The sequence below is a fragment of the Allomuricauda sp. TY007 genome, from assembly GCF_010468565.1.
In the GTDB taxonomy this organism is placed as follows: domain Bacteria; phylum Bacteroidota; class Bacteroidia; order Flavobacteriales; family Flavobacteriaceae; genus Flagellimonas.
Genome location: NZ_WUEG01000007.1, coordinates 91,347 through 117,311, shown reverse-complemented (window position 1 = coordinate 117,311; position 25,965 = coordinate 91,347). Strand labels below are relative to the sequence as shown.

At 41.5% G+C, this 25,965-nt stretch carries 28 protein-coding genes; 18 read left to right on the top strand and 10 right to left on the bottom strand.

Annotation, left to right across the window (positions count from 1 at the left end; all coding sequences use genetic code 11):
* Positions 1 to 113 precede the first annotated feature (113 nt).
* Together GO009_RS09540 and rho are read right to left on the bottom strand one after the other, a co-directional pair.
* Positions 114 to 752, bottom strand: a complete 639-nt coding sequence (locus tag GO009_RS09540; protein ID WP_163625983.1) for a hypothetical protein — start codon at positions 750 to 752, stop codon at positions 114 to 116.
* A 133-nt stretch (positions 753 to 885) separates the two neighbouring features.
* Positions 886 to 2,493, bottom strand: a complete 1,608-nt coding sequence (gene rho / locus GO009_RS09535) for a transcription termination factor Rho (RefSeq protein WP_163625982.1) — start codon at positions 2,491 to 2,493, stop codon at positions 886 to 888.
* Between the two features lie 191 nt (positions 2,494 to 2,684).
* Between rho and GO009_RS09530 the strand changes: the two genes are divergently transcribed.
* The gene (locus tag GO009_RS09530) at positions 2,685 to 3,095 is read left to right on the top strand and encodes a DUF4293 domain-containing protein (protein WP_163625981.1); all 411 of its coding nucleotides are present in this window, start codon (positions 2,685 to 2,687) and stop codon (positions 3,093 to 3,095) included.
* 66 nt (positions 3,096 to 3,161) lie between these two features.
* On the opposite strand, the gene GO009_RS09525 is transcribed toward GO009_RS09530, so the two are convergent.
* Positions 3,162 to 3,656 (bottom strand): metallophosphoesterase, encoded by a 495-nt coding sequence (locus GO009_RS09525; RefSeq protein WP_163625980.1) that lies wholly within the window; start codon positions 3,654 to 3,656, stop codon positions 3,162 to 3,164.
* Positions 3,657 to 3,744: 88 nt separating this feature from the next.
* Here GO009_RS09525 and truA point away from each other — a divergent pair, with 88 nt between their 5' ends.
* On the top strand, positions 3,745 to 4,500 hold the full coding sequence (gene truA, locus GO009_RS09520) for a tRNA pseudouridine(38-40) synthase TruA (protein ID WP_163625979.1): 756 nt from the start codon (positions 3,745 to 3,747) through the stop codon (positions 4,498 to 4,500).
* Complete coding sequence (locus tag GO009_RS09515) at positions 4,484 to 6,256, top strand: ABC transporter ATP-binding protein (protein WP_163625978.1); 1,773 nt, start codon at positions 4,484 to 4,486, stop codon at positions 6,254 to 6,256. The genes truA and GO009_RS09515 overlap by 17 nt, the downstream gene beginning before the upstream one ends.
* Before the next feature lie 5 nt (positions 6,257 to 6,261).
* On the opposite strand, the gene cdaA is transcribed toward GO009_RS09515, so the two are convergent.
* Both cdaA and folP read right to left on the bottom strand, forming a co-directional pair.
* Entirely contained in the window at positions 6,262 to 7,050 is a 789-nt protein-coding gene (cdaA, locus tag GO009_RS09510; RefSeq protein WP_163625977.1) for a diadenylate cyclase CdaA, read from the bottom strand.
* A gap of 44 nt (positions 7,051 to 7,094) precedes the next feature.
* Positions 7,095 to 7,928: a dihydropteroate synthase gene (gene folP / locus GO009_RS09505; protein WP_163625976.1), complete on the bottom strand. Its 834-nt coding sequence runs from the start codon at positions 7,926 to 7,928 to the stop codon at positions 7,095 to 7,097.
* 95 nt (positions 7,929 to 8,023) lie between these two features.
* Here folP and GO009_RS09500 point away from each other — a divergent pair, with 95 nt between their 5' ends.
* The 12 genes from GO009_RS09500 (at position 8,024) to GO009_RS09445 (ending at position 20,784) form a co-directional block, all read left to right on the top strand.
* Positions 8,024 to 8,590 carry a DUF1599 domain-containing protein gene (locus tag GO009_RS09500; protein ID WP_163625975.1) on the top strand — a complete coding sequence of 189 codons (567 nt, stop codon included), beginning with the start codon at positions 8,024 to 8,026 and terminating at the stop codon, positions 8,588 to 8,590.
* A gap of 10 nt (positions 8,591 to 8,600) precedes the next feature.
* Positions 8,601 to 8,954 carry a four helix bundle protein gene (locus GO009_RS09495; RefSeq protein ID WP_163625974.1) on the top strand — a complete coding sequence of 118 codons (354 nt, stop codon included), beginning with the start codon at positions 8,601 to 8,603 and terminating at the stop codon, positions 8,952 to 8,954.
* A 92-nt stretch (positions 8,955 to 9,046) separates the two neighbouring features.
* Complete coding sequence (locus GO009_RS09490; protein ID WP_163625973.1) at positions 9,047 to 10,186, top strand: BT_3928 family protein; 1,140 nt, start codon at positions 9,047 to 9,049, stop codon at positions 10,184 to 10,186.
* A 28-nt stretch (positions 10,187 to 10,214) separates the two neighbouring features.
* Positions 10,215 to 10,964 (top strand): triose-phosphate isomerase, encoded by a 750-nt coding sequence (gene tpiA / locus GO009_RS09485; protein ID WP_163625972.1) that lies wholly within the window; start codon positions 10,215 to 10,217, stop codon positions 10,962 to 10,964.
* A 3-nt stretch (positions 10,965 to 10,967) separates the two neighbouring features.
* Positions 10,968 to 11,801, top strand: a complete 834-nt coding sequence (prmA, locus tag GO009_RS09480) for a 50S ribosomal protein L11 methyltransferase (RefSeq protein WP_163625971.1) — start codon at positions 10,968 to 10,970, stop codon at positions 11,799 to 11,801.
* A gap of 23 nt (positions 11,802 to 11,824) precedes the next feature.
* On the top strand, positions 11,825 to 12,100 hold the full coding sequence (locus GO009_RS09475; RefSeq protein ID WP_014031805.1) for an ATP-dependent Clp protease adaptor ClpS: 276 nt from the start codon (positions 11,825 to 11,827) through the stop codon (positions 12,098 to 12,100).
* A 164-nt stretch (positions 12,101 to 12,264) separates the two neighbouring features.
* Positions 12,265 to 12,867, top strand: coding sequence for a hypothetical protein (locus GO009_RS09470; protein ID WP_163625970.1), 603 nt, complete (start codon positions 12,265 to 12,267; stop codon positions 12,865 to 12,867).
* Positions 12,868 to 13,126: 259 nt separating this feature from the next.
* Positions 13,127 to 15,898: a TonB-dependent receptor gene (locus tag GO009_RS09465; RefSeq protein ID WP_239057438.1), complete on the top strand. Its 2,772-nt coding sequence runs from the start codon at positions 13,127 to 13,129 to the stop codon at positions 15,896 to 15,898.
* Positions 15,898 to 17,205 carry a DUF4249 domain-containing protein gene (locus GO009_RS09460; protein ID WP_163625968.1) on the top strand — a complete coding sequence of 436 codons (1,308 nt, stop codon included), beginning with the start codon at positions 15,898 to 15,900 and terminating at the stop codon, positions 17,203 to 17,205. Before GO009_RS09465 ends, GO009_RS09460 begins: the two co-directional genes overlap by 1 nt.
* Positions 17,202 to 18,518: a DUF4249 domain-containing protein gene (locus GO009_RS09455; RefSeq protein ID WP_163625967.1), complete on the top strand. Its 1,317-nt coding sequence runs from the start codon at positions 17,202 to 17,204 to the stop codon at positions 18,516 to 18,518. Before GO009_RS09460 ends, GO009_RS09455 begins: the two co-directional genes overlap by 4 nt.
* Positions 18,519 to 18,529: 11 nt before the next feature.
* A complete protein-coding gene (locus GO009_RS09450) occupies positions 18,530 to 20,302 on the top strand; it encodes a hypothetical protein (RefSeq protein ID WP_163625966.1) in 1,773 nt (590 codons plus the stop codon).
* Positions 20,303 to 20,340: 38 nt separating this feature from the next.
* On the top strand, positions 20,341 to 20,784 hold the full coding sequence (locus GO009_RS09445) for a hypothetical protein (protein ID WP_163625965.1): 444 nt from the start codon (positions 20,341 to 20,343) through the stop codon (positions 20,782 to 20,784).
* A gap of 301 nt (positions 20,785 to 21,085) precedes the next feature.
* Here GO009_RS09445 and GO009_RS09440 read toward each other — a convergent pair whose 3' ends face one another.
* From GO009_RS09440 to GO009_RS09430, 3 genes are all read right to left on the bottom strand, one after another.
* Positions 21,086 to 21,541, bottom strand: coding sequence for a DUF2267 domain-containing protein (locus GO009_RS09440; RefSeq protein WP_163625964.1), 456 nt, complete (start codon positions 21,539 to 21,541; stop codon positions 21,086 to 21,088).
* Positions 21,542 to 21,583: 42 nt separating this feature from the next.
* On the bottom strand, positions 21,584 to 22,129 hold the full coding sequence (locus GO009_RS09435; protein WP_163625963.1) for a flavodoxin domain-containing protein: 546 nt from the start codon (positions 22,127 to 22,129) through the stop codon (positions 21,584 to 21,586).
* Between the two features lie 89 nt (positions 22,130 to 22,218).
* Positions 22,219 to 22,728: a nicotinate-nucleotide adenylyltransferase gene (locus tag GO009_RS09430; RefSeq protein ID WP_163625962.1), complete on the bottom strand. Its 510-nt coding sequence runs from the start codon at positions 22,726 to 22,728 to the stop codon at positions 22,219 to 22,221.
* Between the two features lie 203 nt (positions 22,729 to 22,931).
* Between GO009_RS09430 and GO009_RS09425 the strand changes: the two genes are divergently transcribed.
* The 3 genes from GO009_RS09425 (at position 22,932) to GO009_RS09415 (ending at position 24,930) form a co-directional block, all read left to right on the top strand.
* Positions 22,932 to 23,384 carry a DUF2267 domain-containing protein gene (locus GO009_RS09425; protein WP_163625961.1) on the top strand — a complete coding sequence of 151 codons (453 nt, stop codon included), beginning with the start codon at positions 22,932 to 22,934 and terminating at the stop codon, positions 23,382 to 23,384.
* A 110-nt stretch (positions 23,385 to 23,494) separates the two neighbouring features.
* Entirely contained in the window at positions 23,495 to 24,172 is a 678-nt protein-coding gene (locus tag GO009_RS09420; RefSeq protein ID WP_163625960.1) for a WG repeat-containing protein, read from the top strand.
* Positions 24,169 to 24,930, top strand: a complete 762-nt coding sequence (locus GO009_RS09415; protein ID WP_163625959.1) for an SDR family NAD(P)-dependent oxidoreductase — start codon at positions 24,169 to 24,171, stop codon at positions 24,928 to 24,930. Before GO009_RS09420 ends, GO009_RS09415 begins: the two co-directional genes overlap by 4 nt.
* A 49-nt stretch (positions 24,931 to 24,979) precedes the next feature.
* On the opposite strand, the gene GO009_RS09410 is transcribed toward GO009_RS09415, so the two are convergent.
* Together GO009_RS09410 and GO009_RS09405 are read right to left on the bottom strand one after the other, a co-directional pair.
* Entirely contained in the window at positions 24,980 to 25,150 is a 171-nt protein-coding gene (locus GO009_RS09410; RefSeq protein ID WP_163625958.1) for a zinc ribbon domain-containing protein, read from the bottom strand.
* 20 nt (positions 25,151 to 25,170) lie between these two features.
* Positions 25,171 to 25,572, bottom strand: a complete 402-nt coding sequence (locus GO009_RS09405; RefSeq protein WP_163625957.1) for a DUF302 domain-containing protein — start codon at positions 25,570 to 25,572, stop codon at positions 25,171 to 25,173.
* Between the last annotated feature and the right edge of the window lie 393 nt (positions 25,573 to 25,965).

The window sequence follows — 25,965 nt, the reverse complement described above, 5'->3', positions numbered from 1 at the left end:
GGTATCGAAATAACTTTTATAACGAGCTACGGCAAACAACCACGCTATCAAGTAGAGCGGGATTGTGTAATATTCAACTAATATGGTGTAAAGCTCGTTGGTCATCGGTGTTTTTAGTAATCACCATTTGGTGGCGGGCCACTTGTGCTTCTGTCCAATGTTAAACTTTGGTCTTCGTCTTGTATGTTTGTGGGAATCATATTAGCATAGGACTTGCTTTTCGCCTTTCTACTGCCAATGCCAGTTCCTAAAGCATCTTTTATAAGCTTTGCCTTTCCATCAGCACCGATATAGAAGCCGTATTCCTGGCCATTTACGTTCATGGTGGGGACGATAAAAATGGAATTCTGTCTGGGATGCACTACTTTTTTGCCATCAGGAAAATCCGGCTTATCCGGATAATTGGCAAAGTACAAGCGAAGTGATTCCACCTTTACGCCAGCTTCTTTGGCCTCTTGCTCTACAAATGCCATATATTGTTTTATTTCTGCGTAACTAAAAGATGAAAACCGAGCAGGAATATGCATTCTGTCAGGATATCGCTCCATTTCGTACTCCTTGATTATGCCAAGTCTGTGTTTGGTATAATTATCGTAGAGTGATTTGGATTCTTCTAAAGAAATAATGCCTTCGGGCGGTAAAACTTCTTCTGGTTCGGTTGGTTCTTCTTTCTTGGGGCCTTGTTGGCAAGCTCCAAGCAATAGTAATGCGGCTCCAAAAAATGCTATTAAAGCCGTTTTGTTGTTTTTCATAGTTAAGTATTTAATGTTTAGTTTTTGAGGAAACCGGACTAAAGATATGCCTTTTCTATAAATTGACTCAACAAAAAACCCTTCAAAGAACTTGAAGGGTCTGTAATCTTATGGTATGGAGTGTTGTAGGTTTTTACTCGTTCATGGTGAGCAAAAACTCCTCGTTGTTCTTGGTTTGCTTTATACGTTGCTCCATAAACTCCATAGCTTCAACAGGGTTCATGTCTGCCAAATATTTGCGCATGATCCACATACGTTGAATGGTGTTTTCGTCTAACAATAAATCGTCTCTTCGTGTTGAGGAAGAAATCAGGTCGATGGCAGGGAAAATCCTTCTGTTGGATATCCTTCTGTCCAACTGAAGTTCCATATTTCCTGTTCCCTTGAATTCCTCAAAGATAACTTCGTCCATTTTGGAACCTGTCTCCGTTAATGCAGTAGCGATAATGGAAAGCGAACCGCCGTTTTCAATATTACGGGCTGCTCCAAAGAAACGTTTGGGTTTGTGCAGTGCATTGGCGTCCACACCACCACTCAATACCTTACCGGATGCAGGTTGTACGGTGTTATAGGCACGGGCCAAACGTGTAATGGAATCCAAAAGGATCACTACGTCGTGACCGCATTCCACCAATCGTTTTGCTTTTTCCAATACAATATTGGCAACCCTTACGTGCTCGGTTGCTTCCTTGTCAAAAGTTGAGGCAACTACTTCGCCACGCACGTTGCGTTGCATATCGGTAACCTCTTCGGGGCGTTCGTCAATCAATAGAATGATTTGGTATACCTCGGGGTGGTTGGCCGCAATAGCGTTGGCTATATCCTTAAGCAACATGGTCTTACCCGTTTTGGGTTGGGAAACGATCATTCCCCTTTGTCCTTTCCCGATAGGGGAGAACAAATCCATGATCCTTGTTGAAATTGTACTTTGTTTTTCTGCCAATTTGAACTTTTCCTTTGGAAACAATGGAGTAAGGTGCTCAAAGGCAACCCTGTCACGAACCACCTGTGGGTCCAATCCATTGATTTTGTTCACTTTGATCAATGGGAAATATTTTTCCCCTTCTTTTGGAGGTCTAATATTTCCTAAAATCGTATCTCCGGATTTTAACCCGAACAACCTGATTTGAGATTGTGATACATAAATGTCATCGGGAGAAGAAAGATAATTGTAATCGGAAGACCTCAAGAATCCGTAGCCATCTTGCATAATGTCTAGCACACCTTCACTCTCTATGATGCTGTCGAACTCATATTCAGGTTCTTTGTACCTGTTTTTCAGGTCCTTGTCAAAGTTGCTGTTCTTTTTGTCGTGGTGGCCTTTGTTGTGTTGGCTCCTCCTATTGTTGTTTTGATTCTTCTGTGGAGTGTTGCTTTGCGACTTATTGTCCTGTGGCTTGTTATCCTTTTTTTGGGGTTTTCCTTGCGGTTTGGAGTCCTCTTTCTTGTTTCTGGGCTCTCTTTTTTGAGGTGCTTTTTGGGTAGAATCACCTTCAGTACTTTTTGTCTCCGAAGCTTTAGGGCGTGGAGCTCTGGGCTTTTTAGGTTTTGGCGCTGGCTTTTCGTCTGCGCTTGCTGTAACAGTTTCTGCCACGGCTTTAGGGTTGGATGCTTGAACGTCCAGTATTTGGTATACTAGATCCAACTTTTTCAATGATTTGAATTTGGGAACATTAAGACCCTTTGCAATTTCTTGCAACTCAGGAAGCTTTTTAGCTTTTAGATCTGAAATCTCGAACATTAAGTAATGGAATAAGTTAAACTTGTGTTATTCTAAAATTTGAAGTAAAGTTATCTTTGGATACTACTGGAGTAAGAATTCCGAGGTAGGTGCTTTATTATAACGAGACAATATTACAAATAATTTTTCAAGAATAAGGCCTTATTTATCAAAAAGACGCCTATTTTTGCCATTCGAAATCAATTTACACAATGATTCAGCGGATACAAACGTTATTTTTACTGATAGTTGGCCTTATATCGGGCATACTTCCGTTTTTCCTGAATTTATGGGTGGAAGTAGGCGGAAGAGAAGTATTTGCCCAAGATCAAGTTATTGTAAGCTTGGTTTTTTATGTGGTAACCGTCTTGGCCGTAGTTTCGATTGTAATGTACAAGAAAAGACAAAATCAATTTGTGGTAAACAGATTGAATATGATATTGAACCTTTTTTTACTAGGATTTTTCGTTTATCGATCACTAAGCCTATCCGGAGAAACTGTGGTTTCTGAGAAGGGTATTGGGATGCTGATTCCTGTATTTTCTATCGTTTTTCTGGTTCTGGCCAACAGAGCTATCAAAAAGGATGAAGATCTTGTAAAATCTGTCGATCGCTTACGTTGAACCTAACATCTTAGTAGTATTAGTGCGAAAAAACCCTGGCTTTGGCCGGGGTTTTTATGTTTTGGGCTATCGTTTGCCCAGTTCAATTACCTCAAGGTCGCTAATCTTATCCCCATTGATCACAAAACGAAGCATGGTACGCATTTGATGAAAACCATATTTGCCGCAAGCTCCTGGGTTCATGTGCAAAACCCCCAATTTTTTATCGTTCATCACTTTTAAAATATGGGAGTGTCCACAAATAAATAGTTTGGGCGGATTATTTCTAATTTCTTCCCGTACCCGAACATCGTACCTGTTGGGATAACCCCCAATGTGCGTGATCCATACATCCACTCCCTCGCACATAAACCTGTTGTTTTCCGGGAATTCTTTTTGAATCATATGGTCATCAATGTTCCCGTGTACCCCCCGAACAGGTTTTAGAGCTTCCAACTGGTCGGTAACGGATAAACTTCCAATATCGCCCGCATGCCAAATTTCATCAGCCTGTGCGGCATACTTTAAAATGGTGTTGTCCATGTGGCCATGGGTGTCGGAAAGCAATAAAATCTTCGTCATTTCGCTAAAAATATGCTAAAACCTCAAGGTTGAATTTGTGTTGGAAAGGATTGAATTATCTTTATGGGCTTAAAAGTAAGGGATCGCATTGAGATATTTTATCCAATTTTCTTATTTCGGAAAAGCATATCACGGCTGGCAGAACCAACCTAATGCCATAACGGTACAAGAGGTTTTGGAAAAAGCCCTGTCCACACTTTTACGTGAAAAGGTAGAAGTGGTGGGAGCTGGTAGAACCGATGCTGGCGTGCATGCAAGGCAGATGTTCGCTCATTTTGATTTTAAGCCCATCTCCGATACAGATGATTTAATATATCGGTTGAACGCCTTTTTGCCGGACGATATTGCGGTGCAAGGAATCCATCAAGTTGCTATTGAAGCCCATGCCCGGTTTGATGCCGTGCAACGTACCTACGAATATTGGTTGGTGAAAGAAAAAGATCCATTTCTTTTTGATCATGCCCATTTTGTAAAACATTCGCTGGATATAGATGCCATGAACAAGGCAGCTAAAATATTGTTGGAATACACCGACTTTGAATGTTTTTCCAAATCCAATACCGACGTAAAAACGTTTAATTGCGATGTTCGCGAAGCTCACTGGAAAATTGATTGTGATAAATGGGTGTTCACCATAACCGCCGATCGGTTTTTACGAAATATGGTCCGCGCTGTGGTAGGTACTTTGTTGGATGTGGGCATGGGAAAAATGTCTCCTGAGGATATCCATCAAATTGTTGCGAGTAAAGATAGGGGGGAGGCAGGTGTCTCCGTCCCCGCAAAAGGATTATATTTGACCAAGGTTTCATATCCAAAAGAAATTTTTGATGAGCAAAAAGGATGATGTAGGAAAAGCGTTTGATTTTAGACTGTTCAAACGGGTTTTTTCACGGACCAGACCCTATAGGGGCATTTTTTGGTTGGTGGCCATTGTGGCCATCCTCTCCGCAGCATTTGCCATTGGGATTCCGTTGTTGGTAAAAAATATTATCAACCAATCTCTGGAAAACAAGGACGCAGGCCAATTGCTCAATAATGTATTGTTGATGCTTGCCTTTTTACTTGGTCAGGTTACTACACAATTGTTGTTCAACTATTATGCGAACTTATTGGGCGAGTCCGTGATCAAGGATATCCGAATCAATCTTTTTGAAAAGATGACCAGCTTTAAAATGACCTATTTTGATAATTCTTCCATTGGGGTTTTGGTTACAAGAGCGGTTGCGGATATGCAACGAATAGGGGAAATATTCAGTCAAGGATTTTTTATGATTGTGGCCGATGCCCTTAAAATGCTATCGGCAGCCATCATTATGGTGGTCATTAACTGGAAATTGGCCTTGATTGTGTTTGCCATTATGCCTGTTATTTTGATTGCTACGCGTCTCTTTCAGCAAGCCATGAAGGTGGCCTTTGTTGAGGTGCGCGCCCAAGTATCCAACCTTAATTCCTTTGTGCAAGAGCGTATCGCAGGAATGAAAATCGTGCAACTCTTCAACCGAGAGGAAATTGAAAAGGAAAAGTTCCGAGTCATCAACGAAAAGCATCAAAATGCTTGGTTGAAAACGGTATGGTACAATTCCATATTTTTCCCAATAGCGGAAATTTCCAACTCCATTGGTATTGGATTGGTGGTGTATTTCGGTGTGATTCAGAATATAGAAAATGTGGGGATGGACAACAAAGGGGCTATCGTGGCCTTCTTTTTCTTGATGGATCTGTTGTTCCGTCCCCTTCGTCAGATTGCGGATAAGTTCAACACCCTACAAATGGGGATGGTAGCTGCTAACCGTGTGTTCAAAATTTTGGATACCGACAGCCATATTGATGATAACGGCACCGTTGAGAAAGAAGACGTAAAAGGCGATATTGAATTTAAAGATGTCCGTTTTGGTTATGTGCCCGATGAAGAAGTACTTCACGGAATCTCATTCAAAGTGAAAGCTGGGGAAACAGTGGCCATAGTTGGTGCAACGGGAGCAGGTAAATCTACCATCATCAATCTGCTCAATCGATTCTATGAAATCAGTTCCGGAAAAATTTTGGTGGATGATGTGTGCTTGGACGACTATACCTTAAAATCACTACGTTCCCATATTGCGATTGTACTGCAAGATGTTTTTCTGTTTGCCGATACCATTGCAAATAACATTTCGCTTCGCGATGAATCCATAACCACGGAACAGATTGAAGCAGCTGCCAAGCAAATTGGCGTTCACGAATTTATTTCGAGTTTGCCAGGAGGTCACCAATACAATGTGAAGGAACGCGGAACCATGCTTTCCAGTGGCCAACGCCAGCTGATTGCCTTTTTACGCGCCTATGTAAGCAATCCAAGTATTTTGATTCTGGATGAGGCTACATCCTCCGTGGATACGTACTCTGAGCAACTGATACAGCAGGCGACCGATAAGATTACCGAAGGGAGGACCTCAATTATTATCGCGCACCGATTGGCGACCATTAAAAAGGCGGATAAGATCATTGTAATGGATGCCGGTAAGATCGTTGAAATCGGCACCCATAAAGAACTTCTTAAAAAAGGTGGTTACTACAACGATTTGTATACTGCCCAGTTCTTGGCCGAGGAGGTGGCTTGATTGTCTTATTGCTCCAAATCCTTTTTAATGCGTTTTACCAATTCTTCCCTGTTTTTAAAAGGGATGAACTCTCCATTTTTAATGTAAGAGATGGAGCCTGTTTCCTCACTGACCACCAAGCACAATGCATCGGTTTTTTCTGTGATTCCCACGGCGGCCCTATGTCGTAATCCAAAGCGGAGGGGAATATTACGGTCGTTGGAAACAGGTAGGATCACTCTGGTGGCAGTGATAAAATTATCTTGAATAATAATGGCACCATCGTGCAGTGGACTGTTCTTGAAGAAAATACTTTCCAAAATGGGTTGTGTGATCTTAATGTCCATCGCATCACCCGAGGATTTGACAAAATCCAAGGAATTGTTACGTTCAATTACGATCAAGGCCCCCGTTTTGGAAGTGCCCATACGTTCGCAAGCACCTATAATGGCATCTACATCGGTACTAGTGGAAATGGCCTCTTGCTTTAGGAATTTAAAATGCTTGAAAATATTCCGTTTGGAAGCAAAGTTGGTGGAGCCGATCATCAGTAAAAACTTTCTGATTTCCTGTTGAAACACAATGATCAAGGCAATAAGACCAATGTTCATAAACCCGCCGACCATACTACTGATCATTTTCATTTGTAGCAATTCGGTTAGTTTCCACAGTGCCCAAACAATCACTATTCCGATAAAAATATTGATGGCCACTGTGCCCTTGACCAGTTTATAAATATAATACAGGAGTGCGGCCACGAGGACTATGTCGATGATATCCGTAATCTTGAACTCGAGAAAATTTAAAAAATCCAACCGCAGTGTTTTTGTAAAATTAGCAAAAATAGGAGAACCTCAAATTAGAGTGCATTCTCTTTTAAAGCTTCCACAAGTTTAATACATTCCGAGGCCTCTTTTACATCGTGGGCCCGAATAATGTTGGCTCCCCTTAAAAGTGCAATGGTGTGCAGGGCCGTTGTGCCGTTCAATGCCTCTTGTGGCGATGATTTCAAAACTTTGTAGATCATGGATTTTCTGCTCAGCCCTATCAAAATGGGCAAACCAAAGGTTTGGAACATATCCAAGTGGTTCAATAGTGTGTAGTTTTGTTCCGTTGTCTTGGCAAAGCCAAATCCAGGGTCTAGGATGATATCGTTGATTTTTTTTGAAGTGGTCTCTTGTATTTTTTCTGAAAAATAAATTCTCAAGTCTTTAATCAAATCATCATACGTTGCTTCTTTTTGCATGGATTGGGGAGTGCCTTTCATGTGCATCATAATATACGGAACTTGGTATTTGGCAATGGTTCCAAACATTTCATCATCCAAATTTCCAGCTGCAATATCGTTGATGATGGCAGCACCATGTTCAATACTTTTTTCAGCCACTTTGCTTCGGAAGGTATCCACGGAAATCAAAGTATCCGGGAACTTTTTAAGGATAAGGTCGATGACGGGAATCATCCGTTTCAACTCTTCGTCTTCTGGAACATGCTCGGCACCAGGTCGGGAACTGTAAGCGCCCATATCTATAAATGTAGCATCATGGTTGAGCATATATTCAACTTGGCCGAGTATGGATGCCTCGTCCTTGTACTTTCCGCCATCAAAAAAAGAATCGGGCGTAAGGTTGAGTATGCCCATCACTTTGGGCGTTTTTAAGTCTACAAGCTCACCTTTGCAGTTTATGGTCATAAAAAATATATGCTTTGTTGGGTTTCATTATCTTTGGCAAAGTGCTCGTGGGCACAGATAAGTTGGACGAAATTTACGCAAATTAGCAACAATACATGCAGCATACTTCCCAACAATACGATGAGGTGATACAAACCTGTCGTGAATTGTTTTCAAAAAAGGCCAAGGATTATGGTACTGCTTGGCGAATCCTGAGGTTACCTTCCTTAACGGATCAGATTTTTATAAAAGCACAGCGTATACGAGGTCTTCAACAGAACGAGGTGAGAAAGGTGGACGAGGACGAGCGTTCCGAGTTTATCGGAATCATCAATTATTCCATTATGGCGTTGATCCAAATTAAAAAAGGGGTGGTGGAACAGCCAGACCTTACTGCCGAAGAGGCCATTGCGCTATATGATGAGCAAGTTGCCATTACCAAGAAGCTGATGGAGGACAAAAACCACGACTATGGAGAAGCTTGGCGGGATATGCGGGTAAGCTCCCTCACGGATTTGATTTTGCAAAAGTTGCTACGCGTAAAACAGATTGAGAACAATAAAGGAGCAACCTTGGTAAGCGAAGGCGTGGATGCCAACTATCAGGATATGGTTAATTATGCAGTTTTCGCGCTCATACACTTGGGTGAAAATTCCAAAATCCAAGCACCAAAATCCAAATAACAAATATTACATGCCCTCCGATAAAAAATATGACTTGGAAGAAAGGACATTTGACTTTGCAAAGGATTGTAGGAAATATGTAAAATCATTGAAAGCTTCCATTGGTAATTTGGAAGATGGAAAGCAGTTAATACGATCATCTGGTTCAGTGGGTGCGAACTACATTGAGGCGAATGAAAAATTAGGCGAAAAGGATTTTCAATTTAGATTGAGAATTGCCAGAAAAGAAGCGAAAGAATCTGGATATTGGTTGCGATTGCTAAAAGAGATGAATCCCGATGATGATTTGGTCAAAGATTTAATAAAAGAATCGTTGGAATTGAGAAGGATTTTATCTTCAATTCTAAATAAGGTTAAGCGTTAGAAAGTTTAGCATTTGGCATTTGAAATGTGGAATTTGGAATTTGGTGCTTTGGATTTGTTTTTTGTTTCTTGAAAAAATTATTTTGATAGTATATGAAATATTTAGTTTGGATATCAAGAATAATAGTAGGGGTGTTGTTCATTATCAGTGGACTGATAAAATTGAACGACCCCATGGGTTTCTCCTTTAAATTGGAGGAATATTTTAGTCCAGGGGTGTTGGATTTGCCATTTTTAACCCCATTGGCATTGTCCATATCTGTTTTTGTGGTTATTGTCGAGGTGATTTTGGGCATTTTACTATTGATTGGATTTAAACCTAAATTCACCGTTTGGAGCCTTCTGCTCATGATCGTATTTTTCACATTCTTGACTTTTTATTCTGCCTATTTCAATAAAGTGACGGATTGCGGATGTTTTGGAGATGCCATCAAACTAACCCCTTGGGAGTCCTTTACCAAAGATGTGATTCTTTTGGTATTTATTTTGATACTGTTTTTCGGCAGAAAATATATTACGCCATTGTTCAGCCCTAAAACCAATTGGATTGTTGGCGGAGTGGCGTTGCTGGCATGTATGTTGTTTGCAAATCATGTATTGGCCCATTTACCTTCGGTAGATTTTAGACCTTATAAAATTGGGGCAAATATTCAGGAGGGAATGTCCGTTCCCGAAGATGCTCCAAAACCCATTTACGAGTATGCATGGCGTTTTAACGTCAACGGTATAGAGGAAATTCATATTACGCAAGGAGATTACCCCACTGTTGATGGAGAATTCATCGATGTGGAAACCACCGAAATCCAAGAAGGGTACGAACCGCCCATACACGACTTTACTATTGAACAAGAAGGTCAGGATTATGCCGCAGAATTACTGGAAGAGGATAAATTGGTAATGGTGATTGCCTACGATTTAAATAAAACAGGCGGATTAACAAAAGGAGCTACTGCTGAAGAAATTCAGGAGACACAACAAGAAATTTATCCAGAGGTAAAGAAAACGACTGATAAAGCGATTGAAAACGGCTACAAAGTCATAGGTATGTCCGCTTCGAGTAGCGATATGGCAAATAAGATAATCGATACTTACGGACTGGATTTTGAGTTCTATTTTACAGATGAAACAACTTTGAAGACTATTGTACGTTCCAATCCAGCTATTTTAGTGCTCAGTAAAGGGACTATTCAGCAAAAGGTCCATTACAACGATTTTGACGAACTTACTTTCTAATCATAACACTAAAGAAAAAACAAATAACATGAGAACAAAGATTGTAGCGGGAAACTGGAAGATGAACAAGAACCTTCAGGAAACGGAGGAATTGTTGGCCGAGCTTTCCGCTAAACTACCCGATACCGATGCAGATGTGATAGTAGCACCAACTTTTGTTAACCTACAGGCGGCAAAACAAGCACTACAGGATTCTAAAATACAAGTTGCTGCCCAGAATATGCACTTTGCTGAGAGTGGAGCCTATACAGGTGAGATTTCAGCTGATATGTTGCTTAGCTTGGATGTTGATGTTGTTATCCTAGGTCACTCCGAAAGGCGCGCTTACTTTGGTGAAGACGATGAATTATTGGCCAAAAAGGTAAAAACCGCCATTGAAAAAGGGCTAAAGGTTATTTTCTGTTTTGGAGAAGAGTTGGAGGATAGAAAGTCCGACAACCACTTTGCTGTTGTGGAAGGCCAATTGAAAAACGCCCTTTTTGATTTGGATCCCAGCGCTTGGAGCAAGATTGTTTTGGCTTACGAGCCTGTTTGGGCCATTGGTACGGGGGAAACTGCCAGTCCAGAGCAAGCACAGGAAATGCACGCATTCATTAGAAAAACAATTGCAGATGGATTCAATTCATCCATTGCCGAGGATGTTTCCATTTTGTACGGAGGAAGTGTAAAGCCTGCCAACGCGGCCGAGATATTTTCAAAGCCGGACGTGGACGGTGGTTTGATTGGAGGCGCTTCTTTGGTGGCTACCGACTTCACGGATATCATCAAGGCAATTTAAACCATGTCCTTGGTCTACCTCGAGTACGATTTTAAAATAAACCCGCTCCAACCCGCAACCGATATTTTGATTGCGGAGTTGGGGGAATTGGGTTTCGAAAGTTTTGTGGAAAACGAAACAGGACTTTTGGCCTACATCCTAAAATCCAAATGGCGTGGTGGTGTATTGGAAGACTTGTTCGTATTCCAAAATCCAAATTTTGAGATAAGCTGGACCAGTAAAGAGATTGAACAGCAGAATTGGAACGCAGAATGGGAAAAAAACTTCCATCCCATTAAAGTAGGGGAAAAATGTATGGTTCGTGCACCTTTCCACGAGGCCGTTGAGGTTGATTATGATATCGTCATAGAACCGAAAATGAGTTTCGGCACCGGTCACCACGAAACTACACACATGATGTTGCAACATATTTTGGATACGGATTTTTCAGGAAAATCGGTCTTGGATATGGGATGCGGAACAGGTGTCCTTGCTATTTTAGCCAAGAAGAAAGGAGCTGGCGATGTGGAGGCCATTGATATTGATGAGTGGTGTTTTTTGAATACCCAGGAAAATGTAGAGCGGAATAACTGCGCAGATATAAAAGTTTTTCAGGGCGACAGTAGTTTGCTGGATGAAAAAAAATATGATGTTATTCTGGCCAACATCAACCGGAATATTTTATTGGAAGATATTCCTATATACACAACTTGCTTAAAAAAGGGAGGTTTCTTATTTTTAAGTGGCTTCTATTTAGAGGATTTGGATGCAATTTCTTCAAAATGTGGCGCCTACGGTTTGGAATTTGAAAAAAATCTGGAGAAGAATAACTGGGTTGCAGCAAAATATGTAAATTAGAAAGACGTAAACTCCAAGAGATTATGGGAACCAAAGAAAAAGAGTTGGAAGATGTCCTTCTGGATGAAGAGACCACAAATGAGCACGAGATAGTTCTTTTTAATGATGATGTAAATACCTTTGATTACGTTATTGAAACACTGATCAATGTTTGTGAGCATACGCCCGAACAGGCCGAACAATGCTCCTTGATTGTGCATTACAAAGGGAAGTGTACCGTGAAAACGGGAGAGTATGCTGCCCTAAAGCCTAAATGTAGCAAGCTGTTGCAGGCGGGCCTAAGTGCCGAAATTGTTTAACTTGCCAATTCCAGCAAAAGTTCTCCATCTCAAACCGATATAACAATATTTCAAAACTAAAGTCCATGTATTGTTTACCTTAAATTAGAATATCTTACCGTCCCAATTCTTTACATTTAGCCTAAACAACCAAAAACCAACCCACTAACCACCCATTCTGAAAAATGAGTGAATTTTTTAAGGCTGAATTAAAAGACCGTTTTTTGGAATATGCTTTGGAGCGAAACGATTACTTCCAAGTCCAAACCCTTTATGATGAATTTTTAAGACCCAATTATAGTCTGGAATATGCTCAAAAATTGGTGCAGGAAATTCAAACTTACGACCCTGATTTGCTGGATATAATGAGTGGCAATGGAATGGACATTTTTATGTTGGCCTCTACGCCCAATACCGAAGATTTTTTGGATGAAGGTGGATTCATGAACCTCTATGTTAAGGAAGAAGAGAAATGGGATACGTTTCTTGGGCAGTTATCGGGTACGCCAAAATTGACCAAGGAGGAAAGAAAACTATTGAAGAAGAACACTCCTGATTTGAAACGGGAAAAAGTGATGCTCGTAGGACTTATAGTAGCGGTGACGATCAGCTTTTTGTTTACATTGATCAGTATTTTTAAAGAAACTTTCTTGGAGCCGGAATATGTCCCTGCCGACGAGTTTGAACGAAAAATCAATCAGTTGCAAGAACAGTATATTTTGGAGAACGAGAAAATGCAACGGGAATTGGAAAACGCGCAACGTGTGCTGGACTCATTGCAGGAATAAGTCGAAAAAAAGGCAGCGTTCAAGCGTAGGTGATACATTTTTCACTCATCAATTGAGATTGTTTTATTTGCTGTTTAAATTGGGCCCAAAAATTTTGATGAACTGTTAATTTCAAGCTACTGAATTTAGAAGACCTCTATTTTTTTAAGAGTTAATGGGTTTTTAGTGAGATAATATCATTGTCTTATTAATTTTTTGTTAAATTGTAGCAAGCTAATTCAACAAACCATTGACTTATTTTACTGAACCTCGTTCTTCTTTGATAAAGAAGGGAAGTTTATTGACCATGCTTTTACTGGTGCAATTTGCTTTCTCACAAAATGTGCCCATAACAATTTCGGGTGAATCTAAAACTTCTTCTGAATTTTTTAAGGAATTGGAAGACAAATCCGGTTATTCATTTTTCTACCTAGATGACTGGATTGAAGATTTAAAGGTGGAACAAAACTTTCAAGAGGCTACTATTTCCAATATTCTGGAAGTCGTCCTATCCGAGACTCAATTGAATTTTTACCTTCTTGAGGAAGAAAAAAGGGTGTTTTTGTTACAGAACACAGTTATCTACGATGAACTACCCCCAAGTTTTTATCAAACAAAGGACACCTTGGGAAGTGCAACGGTTGTGCAAGGTAAAAGAAATGTTCCTCCTCCCACATTTTATAATGATGAAGTATCCCAGACCACTGAAAAACTTCCAGTTGTTCGAATAGGAAGAGCCAATGAACAGCATTTAAGGCCAACCTACCGATTGTCTGGGCGGGCAATCAACGCCGAAACAGGTGCTCCTATACCTGATTTGGCCATTAGAGTGGGAGGTAGAAGTGGTGTAACCGTCACAAACGAGCAAGGGGAGTACGAGTTGGTGTTACCAGCTGGTTATAACCTTATTTCCACTAGTGCCATGGGAATAAGGGATTCGGAACGTAAAGTTATCATGTACAACGACGGTACCCTGAACCTTCAATTACAGGAGAGCTTGGAACAGTTGCAGGAAGTTGTGGTCGAAGCAGATGCCGTAAGCAATGTTGAAGAAGCAGTTTCCGGTAGCGAAGAGATAAGCTCCGAAGAATCCAAGGACATACCTCTGGTATTGGGAGAGCGAAACATTTTGGAGGTAGCCAAAGCATTACCTGGAATTTCCTCGGCCGGCGAAGGAGCTTCGGGACTGAATGTAAGAGGAGGGAAAACCGACCAAAACTTGGTACTGTTGGACGACGCGGTAATTTATAACCCAACTCATTTCTTTGGGATTTTCCAAGCATTGAACCCATTCACAACGGAAAAAGTGAACATTTATAAAGGAGCACCGCCCGTGGAATTTGGTGGCAGGCTTTCTTCGGTGCTCGATATTGAAACAAAGAACGGGGATACTCAAAAAATATCTGGAGAGGGTTCCATAGGACCAGTTACCGGAAATCTGGCTTTGGAAATTCCGTTAAAAAAGGAGGTTTCTTCCTTGGTTGTTGGAGGTAGGGGAGCCTATGCCGATTGGATATTGAAAGCTTTGGATGATGAAGACTTGAGCAATAGTGAGGCGTCATTTTTTGATGGTATAGTAAAGTACCATCACAAGTTCAGCGAAAACAGCGAAATTCGTGGCACCGCCTATTATAGCAAGGACAATTTTAGCATCACTTCCGATTCGCTCTACAATTACAGCAACCGTTTGGGTTCTGTACGCTGGGCACATAAACTGAGCGAGAAAAGCACTGGAGTGCTTACGGCAAGTAACAGCAACTATAATTTTGGGATTGATTACGATGACGAGGGGAGCAGTGACTTTGAACTGGACTACACCATCAATGAATCAGAGCTAAGGTATCGGTTGAACACCCGTTTGAACGATGCCCATACACTCGATTATGGCATATCGGGTAAATATTACTCCGTAGATCCCGGGAGCATTGAACCCAAAGGCAATGATTCCAATGTAGAACCTATAACCATAGACCGAGAACAGGCATTGGAAGGAGCTTTGTTTATTGGGGACGAGTTTAAAATATCCGATAAACTACTGATCAATGTGGGAGCCCGCTATGCTTTTTATGCGGCCATGGGGGAAGCAACACAGAATACCTACCAAGAGGGTGCACCACGAAGCGAATCCACTGTACAGGACACTATAAGCTATGATAGCGGTGAATTTATTAAAACGTATGGGGGACCAGAGGCTAGGGTTGCTGCTAGATACTTGTTTACCCCGGATTTCTCGGTTAAGGCAAGCTTTAATAATTCGTATCAATTTATACATACGCTTTCCAATAATACAACAGTGTCCCCGATTGATACTTGGAAACTTTCGGATTTGAACATCAAACCCCAAAAAGGATATCAGGCAACCTTCGGATTCTTCAAAAATTTCAATGAGAACATGTATGAGTTGAGCTTGGAAGGGTATTACAAACGTATGGACGATGTGCTCGATTTTAAAACCGGGGCCGACTTATTGCTCAATGAAAATGTGGAGACCGAAGTGCTTCAAGGAGAAGGGAAAGCCTATGGAGTGGAATTCCTTTTAAAGAAAAATAGAGGAGATCTTAACGGTTGGCTGAGCTATACCTATTCCCGATCTAAATATAAATTTGATGGGGATACCAGTGAGGAACGCATCAACAATGGAGAGTTTTTCCCATCCAATTTTGACAAACCGCACGACCTGAGTGTTATTGCCAATTACAAGTTTACAAGAAGGTATAGTGTATCCATGAATTTTGTGTATCAAACGGGAAGACCTATTACGTATCCTACGGGAACCTTTAGGTTCAATAATGCCGATTATGTCACTTTTAGTGATCGTAACAAATATCGGATACCCGATTTTTATCGCTTGGACCTGGGAATCAATATTGAGGGGAATCATAAAAAGAACAAATTGGCCCATAGTTTTATAACCATTCAGGTGTACAATGTGCTGGGCAGGAATAATCCGTACTCCGTTTTTTTTGTGACGGATGATGGTGAAGTAAAAGCATTGCAAAGCTCCATTTTTGGAATGCCCATACCCTCCATAACCTATAATTTCAAGTTTTGATGAAATTTCAAAAAGGTTCATATCGAATTATTTTGGGAATCATATTTCTGGCATCTCTTGGGGCATGCTTGGACGAACTCGAACTTGATACGCTTGCCGAAGATGAACAAACCGCTGCTTTGGTGGTAGAGGCTGTCCTAACAAATGAAATGATTACCCAAAAGGTGTATCTGAGCCGAAGCAGCCTGCGTTTGGACCTCGAGACCGATACCGTTTACAATCCATACATTCCCCTGGGCAGCCGCCCCATTGATTCGGTGGATATGGAAGGCGGTGCCACGGTCCGTGTATTGGGCGACAATGGTACCGAATACGGTTTTACCGAAGGTGATGATGGCATCTACCTCTCCAATCAACAATTTGCGTTGGAAATGGGAGTTGGATATACCTTGGATATTACAACCAGTGATGGCACGGGATATACCTCTGACCCTTTAACTGTAGAGGGAACCTCGCAACTTACCAATGTGTATGCTGAAAGAGCTGTTAGCGACAGCGGAGTGGAAGGAGTGGCCATTTATGTGGATAGTCAACCCCAGCAAGGAAATACGCAGTTTTACCGCTATACCTATGAGGAAACTTATAAGATAGTGGCGCCAAATTGGCTTCCCGTGGATTTTGAGCTCACCGGTTATGACAACTCCGTCTTTCCCCCTGAATATAATCTGGAGATAGTGGAACGGGAAGTGCAGAACCGGATCTGCTACAATACTGTTCCATCCACGACCATAGAGCAAATCAGTACGGCAGGTAGTCCCGATAGGTCAATTTCCAAACACATGGTTCGGTTTATTGGTAAGGACAATTTTATTATTTCGGAACGCTATAGTATTCTGGTGCAGCAACAGGTCCAGTCAGCCGATGCCTATTCTTTTTATGAGACTTTGAAAAGTTTTTCGCAATCGGATAATATATTTTCCCAAATACAATCTGGTGCCATCTATGCCAATGTGCATAGAAAGGATGGGACAAGTGAAAATGTTTTGGGATATGTAGAAGCTGTAGGGGTGTCGGACCAACGACTGTTCTTCAATTTTGATGATTTCTTTTCGGAAGAAGAACTGCCAGAGTTCCCCTTTAACTGTAATCCTATGACGGCAAGAATTTATAATGAACCACCTCCCCCTTCCTGCCCAGAGGATTTGTTGAGCAGATTGGACAATGGTACGGTCACTTATTTTGGTGCCTATGACGAAAATTTGGTGCCCAATGCATCATGTCCTGGCCCTTATGTTTTTGTGCCCCGAGTATGTGGAGACTGTACCTTGTTGGGAAGTAATGTAGAACCAGATTTTTGGGAAGAATGAAACTGTCAAGACTCATATGGCCAGTATTGTTATTGTTCTGTCTTGGGGCATGCTTGGACGAGCTTGAACTTGATACGCTTGGCGAGGAGGAGCAAACCGCTGCTTTGGTGGTAGAGGCTGTCCTAACAAATGAAATGATTACCCAAAAGGTGTATCTGAGCCGAAGCAGCCTGCGTTTGGACCTCGAGACCGATACTGTTTACAATCCATACATTCCCTTGGGCAGTCGCCCCATTGATTCGGTGGATATGGAAGGCGGGGCCACGGTCCGTGTATTGGGCGACAATGGTACTGAATACGGTTTTACCGAAGGTGATGATGGCATCTACCTCTCCAATCAGCCATTTGCGTTGGAAATGGGAGTTGGATATACCTTGGATATTACAACCAGTGATGGCAGGGAATATGCCTCTGACCCTTTAACTGTAGAGGGAACCTCGCAATTGACCAATGTGTATGCTGAAAGAGCTATAAGCGATAGCGGAGCGGAAGGTGTGGCCATTTATGTAGATAGTCAACCCCAGCAAGGAAACACGGAATTTTATAGATATACTTTTGAAGAAACTTATAAAATAGTCTCTCCTTTTTGGGCAGGCAGTGATTTTGTGTTAACAGACTATGACCCCTGTGCTTTGCCTGTACCTACATACAATTTAGAGGTTGTACCCAAAGAAGTGGAGAATAGGGTATGTTATAATACCGTTTCTTCAACTATTATTGAACAGTTGAGTACTGCGGGAAATCCCGAAAGCAAAGTTTCCAAGCACATGGTACGTTTTATTGGTAAGGACAATTTTATTATTTCGGAACGATACAGTATTCTGGTGCAACAACAAGTACAATCTGCCGATGCGTATTCTTTTTATGAGACTTTGAAAAGCTTTTCGCAATCGGATAATATATTTTCCCAGATACAGCCAGGAGCGCTTTATGCAAACGTGCATAGAAAGGATGGGACAAATGAAAATGTTTTGGGGTATGTGGAGGCCGTGGGGGTGTCGGACAGGCGACTGTTCTTTAATTTTGAGGATTTTTTCCCCGACGAAGAACTACCTGCCTTTCCTTTTGATTGTTTTTTGCAATCCGTTCCTGAATCCCATCCGTCATACTGTATTCAAGAACCCGTTTCCAATCCCTGTCCACAATCCATAATAGAAAGAGTAAACATAGGGACCATTAGTTATTTTTCGGGATACGATGAGAATTTGGTACCCTATGCATCTTGTCCTGGGCCTTACATTTTTGTTCAAAGAATTTGTGGAGACTGTACCTTGTTGGGAAGTAATGTAAAACCAGATTTTTGGATAGATTAAAAACTTAGCTTATGAAAAAACAATGGGTAATACTTATGGTTCTCGCAACGTTGTCCTTGCCCGTTCAAGCTCAATACGTAATAAGTAGTGAAGAGGAATTGGAAAACCTAAAAAGCCTACCGCAAGAAAAGGTGTATTTGCACCATACCGGTCCCATTGTGTTCACGGGAGAGTACCTACACTATGCCTTTTATTGCTTCAATGCGCAGAACAATCGCGCCAGCAATATAAGTTTTGTGGGTTACGTAGCCTTGGTGAACCCACAAGGGGAATATGTGCTGGAACAAAAGGTTAGACTTCAAAAAGGTAAGTCACAAGGCGATTTCTTTGTTAATACCCATGTGCCTTCAGGAAATTACAAATTGCTCGGCTATACCCAATGGATGAAAAATAACGGTATGGAGCAAGTTTTTAAGGATGATTTGGTCATTATTAACCCTTATCAAATAGATCAATCACAATTGTTGCCCGATAATTTAGAAGAGAAGGCAATAATTGGCGAAAAATTGAGTCAACCTGTGGACTCATCGGTAGTACAAATAAAATTGGAACAAGAAATTTACGGAACTAGGGAAAAGGTTGTTGTAAATCTTAAAAACTACAAAGCGCAGCTTGGTCACGGAAATTACACCCTAAGGGCTCAAAAAAAGAGTGAAATGTTGGTGTTTCCCTCCATAAATGCCATTTCCTACGCCAACAAATATTTTAATGTAAAGGGAGAATTGGACAAAACGGTGGGTGACAGTCTTTTTCTGCCGGAACAGCGTGGAGAGCTATTGTATGGAAGAGTGACCAATGGACAAGGAATCCCTGTTTCCGATGCCAAAATGGTGGTGTCGGTTCCGGGTGAGGAGTTTCTGCTAAAATTTGCCACAACGGACAGTCATGGCAATTTCTATACCTATTTGAGAAAAAATTACAAATTGGGTAGGGCCATTGTGCAAGTTGCAGAAAATGCCCAGAATGTTGAGGTTTCTCTGGGTAAGGTTCCCCATCTTGATGCTTCCCAACTGATATTTGATCAATTCCATATAAAACCCGAATATTCCGAAGCTATTGCACAACGCAGCATACATAATCAATTGGAGAATCAATTTTACTCCGTAAAACCGGATTCCATTCTTTTGGGAACCCCCATAGATCCTTTTGATGGTGGTATGCCCGAAACCATAAATTTAGCCGATTTTACACGCTTTCCCACCTTTCAAGAGACGCTCGTAGAGGTGCTCAACTATGCTGGGTATCGAAACAATCCGGATGGAAGCGATTACATTCGCATAGCCCAAGATTTTGAAACCTATAACGAAAAGGCCAACGATTTCCCTGCCATTGTGCTGTTTGATGGGGTGTACGTGCCAGACCATGAAAAAATCAAGGACTTTGATGCTAGACAAATACAATCCATTAGTTTGGTTCGAGATCAGTTTAGAATGGCAGGTAAGGATTACCAAGGCATGATGGCGGTAAAAACCATAGAAGGCGATTTTTTTGAAAACTATGCTCCCGAGTACGGTATCAATGTTCCTATTGAAAAACCTATGCCCAAAAAGAATTATTATAAGCAGCGTTACACTACGGAGCAAATGGGCAAGAGAATCCCCGATTACAGAAGAGTGTTGTTGTGGGAGCCCCATGTTGAGGTAGGAGATGATACAGACTTACAATTTGAGTTCTATACCTCTGATCTTACAGGGGAGTTTGAAGTGGTTTTGGATGGATTTACCACTTATGGCAAACCAATAACCGTCTATAAAACCATTGTTGTAAAAGAAGCGAGTCAATAGTTGTATCTTTAAAATATTGATTGTTAAACTTACGAACCATGAAAAGAGCATTCCACACATTGATCATATTTATCGCCATAGTTATTTTTGGCAGTGTTGATGCTATTGCGCAAGTTCGGTTGGATGCCGAAACGGTAAACGATTTAAAAAGCATCAAGCAATTTGCCATTGGGGTCAGTGATGAACGCCATTTTAAAGGCGCATTGAACATGTATGATCTTTTGGTGGAAAGCGGGGTAGAGATAGTCGATTACGAAGTCGTTGTTAAAGGAAAGGTAGTTGCCGAGTTGGTAAAGGGATCCAAACTGGAAACCTTTTTTCAGAAATACAAATCCAAGGTGCGCGTTAGTATATGCAGTGTGGCCATGGAAAAATTAAATGTGTCGGCGGACCAACTTATCGACGGATTGGTGCCGGTGCCAACGTGGTCTGTACGAATACTCCAACTTCAGGCCAAGGGGTATAATACATTAACGTATTGAGCTTTTTAGTATTTTAATGCAAGGCACATTGCAAAAGGATGGATTTCCTTTCATTATCAAAAAATATTTTAACTGCAAACCAGATTGCAAGGGACACATTGGTGTTGGGCAACATCCGTAGCTTGTTCTGCTTAGACAGGAATTTACATAAAAAATGAAAGATGACCTGAATTTGGATTAAAGTAAAGTACGGATTTTATAGATTGGGTCGGCAAAAAAACACCCATTCGCCCACCTAAGGTTGGTTCTACGATTCAATATTTTCCATAAGGTATTAGCAAGAACAATACTTTTATATGGTTTATGCATTCATTATGTGAGATGGAATTATATTTTTTAGACCTTTTGGCAATACATCCCTGATATCCTCCAGCTCGCCTTGGGAAACATATCTTTTTAAGAACGAAAATGTGGTATGGATATAGTTTTCCGCTACATCATTATTATAGCCAAAGTCGTTGATGGCTGCGGAGCCATCTTGCTTTTTCACGAGATCGATAAAATCCGTCAAATTCTTGACCCTGCCCCTTTTTTTACCAATGGCCCATCCATTAACATATAATGCCTTTATGAGCATGGGCAGTTGTGCAATAAGTTGTAGGGACTCTGTTGGAGAGACAATGTCCCTTAAGGCGTGCAATATGGACGTTAAGATCCTGCCAGCTCTGTCCTTGTCGTTCTCCATGGATAGCTGTTTGGCGTAGTCATTTAAAAAAGTATTTCCTTCTGTGATATATTGATCAAAATTGAATCCCATGACTTTAGCTTTTAAGTGAATTGTTTTGGGAAGATTGAACCACTAACCTGTTGATGATGCGACGCTTTCTGTGCAAAAGTTGAGGACGAATGATTTCACATTGTCCCAGTCCGTATATTCATGGTCCCTGGAAGTATCAGTACTGCCTCCTTCTTTTTTGGCGATCATGCGCATGATGAGCTTTTTGAAATAATCGTATTGGGTATATCTCAAAGCTCCAGCAAAATGACGTACCTCGTCTGGAGTCCACCCTGTGCGGGCCAAGAAGTCCGAAGTCATTTTTTTGATATCTTCATGCTCCTCCTCAATACTGGATGCAATGGCCATGGAAACCGAAAAAAATGCGGTATGTTTTTTATTGAGGCTGTCCAGATGACGCATAACATAATCGGTTACACTACTTTGGTATTTTTGCATGTGAACAGAGGCACCTATCATAACAGCCGCAAAACGATCGGGGGAAGGAGGGTCTTGCGTGGCATCGGCAATGACCACTTTGTGTTCCCCCCCTTGAAGCACTTCTTCCATGAACCTGGCTATTTTTCGGGTCTGTCCCTCACTGGTACCATATACAATTAAGATTTTCATTTTGTAAGTTTTTAGCGTTTCAAATTATTTTTTGGAAATCAATCTGCGTTCCTTTCCCCATTTGTGGTTTTGGTTGTAAGGATACGGGCTTATAAAAAGTTTCCGTCAGCATCCAATTTTACCCTGATGGCCTCATCACCGTTCACCAATTTGATCTTGTACTGTTTAACAGGGCTACGGTCGTCCACATAGCGTACCATATAGATGTCCTTGGTGATGGTCCATCCGGGAAATCGTTTCACCACGGCTTCCCTTACGTTTTGGGGTAGGCTAATGTCCTTGAACTTTTCGGCAGTCCTTATAATCTTCCCATCCTTATCATACGCTGCCAAGACCATTCCTTCCGGAATGTAGAAAGCCACCTCGTAATAGTCATACTCATCCATATAAATGTCCGAGTTCTTGATATCGTAGGCGGCTGCCTTTCGCTCTAAAAGTTGAACAGGGACAGAAGCAACCTCAGCTGTTTCCACATTGTTAAGGTACTTGTAGTTCACGGCACGGACCACCACTTCAGCGAGTTCTTCCGTTTTGGTGATTTGGCCAAAGGATGGGAAGGTCAATCCCATCGCTAATAGAAATAACAGTGATTTTTTCATGACGTTTCAAATTAGTGTTAATGTTTTAGCGTGAAATTACCCGTACAGCATGTATGGCACAATGATCTGGATCATCGAGCACTCTACGATGATTTAATACTGAAAAAATAGGTTGCCGAGGTTTATGGGTGACATTGACGGCGGTCATTTCAACAAACCATTTTAAACACCATTTTTATGGGTGAATCTTAAAAATAAAAGCTATGGCACTCAATTTCAATCAATACGCACAGGAAGGCAATACCTTCTTGAACGAATATGCCAAACAATTGGGCATGGGAAAAGACACCGAAAAAGCGGGCAGGATATTTGTTTCGATCATGCATGCCTTACGGGAGCTCATATCTGTGGAAGAATCACTGCAACTAATTGCGCAACTGCCCACGTTTCTCAAAGGAGCCTATGTAAATGGTTGGAACCCCAAGAAAAAGAAATCGGGCATCAAGCATCTGGATGAATTTATTGAACTGGTTAAGCAATTTGATGGGCGTTCCGCCATCCACGACTACGGGGAAGAGAACGACCTCGCCGAGACTTACATTGATGTCACATTTTTATTTCTACGGAAATATGTGTCCTTGGGCGAAATGGAGGACATCCGGAACGAACTACCCAAGGACCTCAAAAGTTTGATCTATTCCAATTTAATGTTTTAAAACAATTTCGCAGATGTAATGAAGCCTTGTCAAAAAGGTGCTCTACTGATTTAAATCATTGTTGTAAATCAACTTGTGACCTACCTTCAAATAATCTAAAAACATGTATTATGAGACTAAAATATTTGGCGGGACTGGCTTTTTTGGCCCTTCCATTTTTAGTAGGAGCACAAACCCTGGAGACTATGAACGAACCAACGGTCAAAATAAGGGATCTGGACGAAGTGGGGCCTTTCAGCGAAGGGCTGGCGGCCATCCAAAAAGATGGTAAATGGGGCTTTATCGACGAAGATGGAAATCTGGTCATAGATTTTCGGGATGATGTGGTTTGGGACCAAAATGCGGATGAGTCGAAGCGTGATATCGAGGGAATCAAGTATCCAAAATTTAAGAACGGGCTATGTGCCATCCAAGAAATAAAGGATGAGGGAATTCCGTATTTCGGGTTTATGGATACCCAAGGAAACATTGTGATCGAACCTGAATATCTGAATGTTACAGCGTTTAAAGATGGCAGGGCCATCGGAATCTATTGCAGAAGAACCTTCAGGGGTAAAAACGACTTCCAACTGAACATTTATGAGTACGCCTTCACCGAGGTTGTACTGAACACCAAGGGTGAAATTATATGGCCCATCAGCAAAAGAGAAGACATTTCGATAACCAAACGGCGTTATCAAATGCCCGAGTTGAAGGCGTCCTTTATCTCACCCGACCTAATATTGGTCAAAACTGGCGACAACGATTTCCAGATCAGCAATATCAGTACACAAATTCAGAAACCATGAAAAGATTGGACGATAAAGTGGCCATAATCACCGGAGGTGCCGCAGGAATAGGCAAGGAAACAGCCAAAGTTTTTTTGCAAGAAGGAGCCAAAGTGCTTTTGGTGGACATAGACAAAAACGCCCTGAAAGAAACAGTTGAAGAGTTCAACGACGCAAATGTTGTCCATTGTACGGCAGATGTTTCCAAAACGGATGCTGTAAAGGAATATGTTCGGACAGCATTGGATAAGTTTGGTAAAATTGATGTTTTTTTCAACAATGCCGGAATTGAGGGCACCTCAAGCCCCATAGCAGACTACCCGGATGATACTTTCAACAAGGTCATCGATATAAACTTGAAAGGCGTTTGGTATGGGTGTAAATATGTGATTCCCAAAATGGAGCAGGGAGGAAGTGTCATCATCACTTCTTCCGTGGCCGGATTAAAGGGGTTTGAAGGTTTGGGTGCCTATGTGGCCAGTAAACATGGCGTTGTGGGCATTATGCGTACCGCTGCGCTGGAGTTTTCCAAGAGAAACATACGGGTGAACACCGTCCACCCAGGCCCTGTGGAAACCAACATGATGCGTAGGATAGAGGCCGACATTTCGCCAGAGGACAGCCAACGGGCCAAAAAAGGATTTGAAGCCAGTGTGCCCTTTGGTCGTTATGCCGAAACAGGCGAAATCGTGAATTTGGTACTTTTCCTTGCTTCGGATGAAAGCAAATATATCACAGGGAGCACCTATGTTGTGGACGGAGGAATGGTCATTGCCTGATTGTTTTTAGGTCTTGGTGCCGTTCCATCGACCCGGGCAAATAGAATGGTTAGAGAACTTTTTCTTGCTCAAAGTTTTCCTCTCTTGGATGGATAAACTTACCTTTTTGATAGCATTTGTGGCAATAATCCGTATTGATGCTGCCATCCCGGTTGGTTCCAAAATCGGTGAGATGGTACATGGGCATGCCACAGTGTTGGCAAATGTTTGAAGCTTCCATGGCTACGATCTTTATTTGGATCAATGACTTTCTTGAAGGGCCTCTATCACTCTCTTGAGTTTATCCCTGACTTCTTCGGCTATCCCGGTCAGTTCCTCATTGTGGACTCCCACCATCGAAGCTATGGGGTTCACTGCTGCCACCTCTATGTTGCCATCTTCGGCATCCCTTACAATTACATTGCAGGGCAACATGGTGCCGATTTTGTTTTCGATTTGAAGTGCCTTATGGGCAAATGAAGGGTTACAGGCTCCCAAGATGGTGTAATGGGGAAAATTCACATTCAGTTTCTGCTTCAAGGTATTCCGAATATCAATTTCTGTCAAAACCCCGAAACCTTCGTCTTTAAGTGCCGAGGTGGTTCTTTGTATGGCTTTCCCAAAAGTGATTTCACTGAGAACGGTACTGAAATAATATTCCATTTTGATCAAAAAAATTAAAAATTGTGACTGGCCACGCCACTGTAAAGAAGAGTGGGGTAATTTAAAATGGAAACAGGGAGCCAAAACTCCCTGTTTCTTTCGAAAGGCTTGAGTTGCTTTCTGCCTTAAACTTTCTCTACCATCTTATTGCTAAAATGTTTAAGAATGATTGTACAGTGGACAATCCAAACCTTTCTAGTTTATGCATCTTCTCAGACCATAAACATTTTATAGGTATTTTTCCATGGAGAGGAGGATTGTTCACCTCATTTGAAAAAATGTGGTTGATTGCATATCCTCGTGCCTTTTAAAAACACCATTTATGACCGTTGGGTAGTTTTCCAATAAAGGTTTTTGGAGAAACCGGGACATCGAAATGTCCCGGTTTCACAG

Coding starts and splice junctions, on each gene's coding strand:
- GO009_RS09490 (WP_163625973.1), top strand. CDS start 9,047: ATGAAATATTTAGTTTGGATATCAAGAATAATAGTAGGGGTGTTGTTC.
- GO009_RS09530 (WP_163625981.1), top strand. CDS start 2,685: ATGATTCAGCGGATACAAACGTTATTTTTACTGATAGTTGGCCTTATA.
- GO009_RS09495 (WP_163625974.1), top strand. CDS start 8,601: ATGCCCTCCGATAAAAAATATGACTTGGAAGAAAGGACATTTGACTTT.
- GO009_RS09420 (WP_163625960.1), top strand. CDS start 23,495: ATGAGACTAAAATATTTGGCGGGACTGGCTTTTTTGGCCCTTCCATTT.
- GO009_RS09450 (WP_163625966.1), top strand. CDS start 18,530: ATGAAAAAACAATGGGTAATACTTATGGTTCTCGCAACGTTGTCCTTG.
- GO009_RS09540 (WP_163625983.1), bottom strand. CDS start 752: ATGAAAAACAACAAAACGGCTTTAATAGCATTTTTTGGAGCCGCATTA.
- GO009_RS09410 (WP_163625958.1), bottom strand. CDS start 25,150: ATGGAAGCTTCAAACATTTGCCAACACTGTGGCATGCCCATGTACCAT.
- tpiA (WP_163625972.1), top strand. CDS start 10,215: ATGAGAACAAAGATTGTAGCGGGAAACTGGAAGATGAACAAGAACCTT.
- folP (WP_163625976.1), bottom strand. CDS start 7,928: ATGACCATAAACTGCAAAGGTGAGCTTGTAGACTTAAAAACGCCCAAA.
- GO009_RS09440 (WP_163625964.1), bottom strand. CDS start 21,541: ATGGGATTCAATTTTGATCAATATATCACAGAAGGAAATACTTTTTTA.
- GO009_RS09515 (WP_163625978.1), top strand. CDS start 4,484: ATGAGCAAAAAGGATGATGTAGGAAAAGCGTTTGATTTTAGACTGTTC.
- GO009_RS09460 (WP_163625968.1), top strand. CDS start 15,898: ATGAAATTTCAAAAAGGTTCATATCGAATTATTTTGGGAATCATATTT.
- GO009_RS09455 (WP_163625967.1), top strand. CDS start 17,202: ATGAAACTGTCAAGACTCATATGGCCAGTATTGTTATTGTTCTGTCTT.
- GO009_RS09475 (WP_014031805.1), top strand. CDS start 11,825: ATGGGAACCAAAGAAAAAGAGTTGGAAGATGTCCTTCTGGATGAAGAG.
- GO009_RS09445 (WP_163625965.1), top strand. CDS start 20,341: ATGAAAAGAGCATTCCACACATTGATCATATTTATCGCCATAGTTATT.
- GO009_RS09425 (WP_163625961.1), top strand. CDS start 22,932: ATGGCACTCAATTTCAATCAATACGCACAGGAAGGCAATACCTTCTTG.
- prmA (WP_163625971.1), top strand. CDS start 10,968: ATGTCCTTGGTCTACCTCGAGTACGATTTTAAAATAAACCCGCTCCAA.
- GO009_RS09500 (WP_163625975.1), top strand. CDS start 8,024: ATGCAGCATACTTCCCAACAATACGATGAGGTGATACAAACCTGTCGT.
- GO009_RS09435 (WP_163625963.1), bottom strand. CDS start 22,129: ATGAAAATCTTAATTGTATATGGTACCAGTGAGGGACAGACCCGAAAA.
- GO009_RS09430 (WP_163625962.1), bottom strand. CDS start 22,728: ATGAAAAAATCACTGTTATTTCTATTAGCGATGGGATTGACCTTCCCA.
- GO009_RS09470 (WP_163625970.1), top strand. CDS start 12,265: ATGAGTGAATTTTTTAAGGCTGAATTAAAAGACCGTTTTTTGGAATAT.
- GO009_RS09525 (WP_163625980.1), bottom strand. CDS start 3,656: ATGACGAAGATTTTATTGCTTTCCGACACCCATGGCCACATGGACAAC.
- GO009_RS09405 (WP_163625957.1), bottom strand. CDS start 25,572: ATGGAATATTATTTCAGTACCGTTCTCAGTGAAATCACTTTTGGGAAA.
- GO009_RS09415 (WP_163625959.1), top strand. CDS start 24,169: ATGAAAAGATTGGACGATAAAGTGGCCATAATCACCGGAGGTGCCGCA.
- rho (WP_163625982.1), bottom strand. CDS start 2,493: ATGTTCGAGATTTCAGATCTAAAAGCTAAAAAGCTTCCTGAGTTGCAA.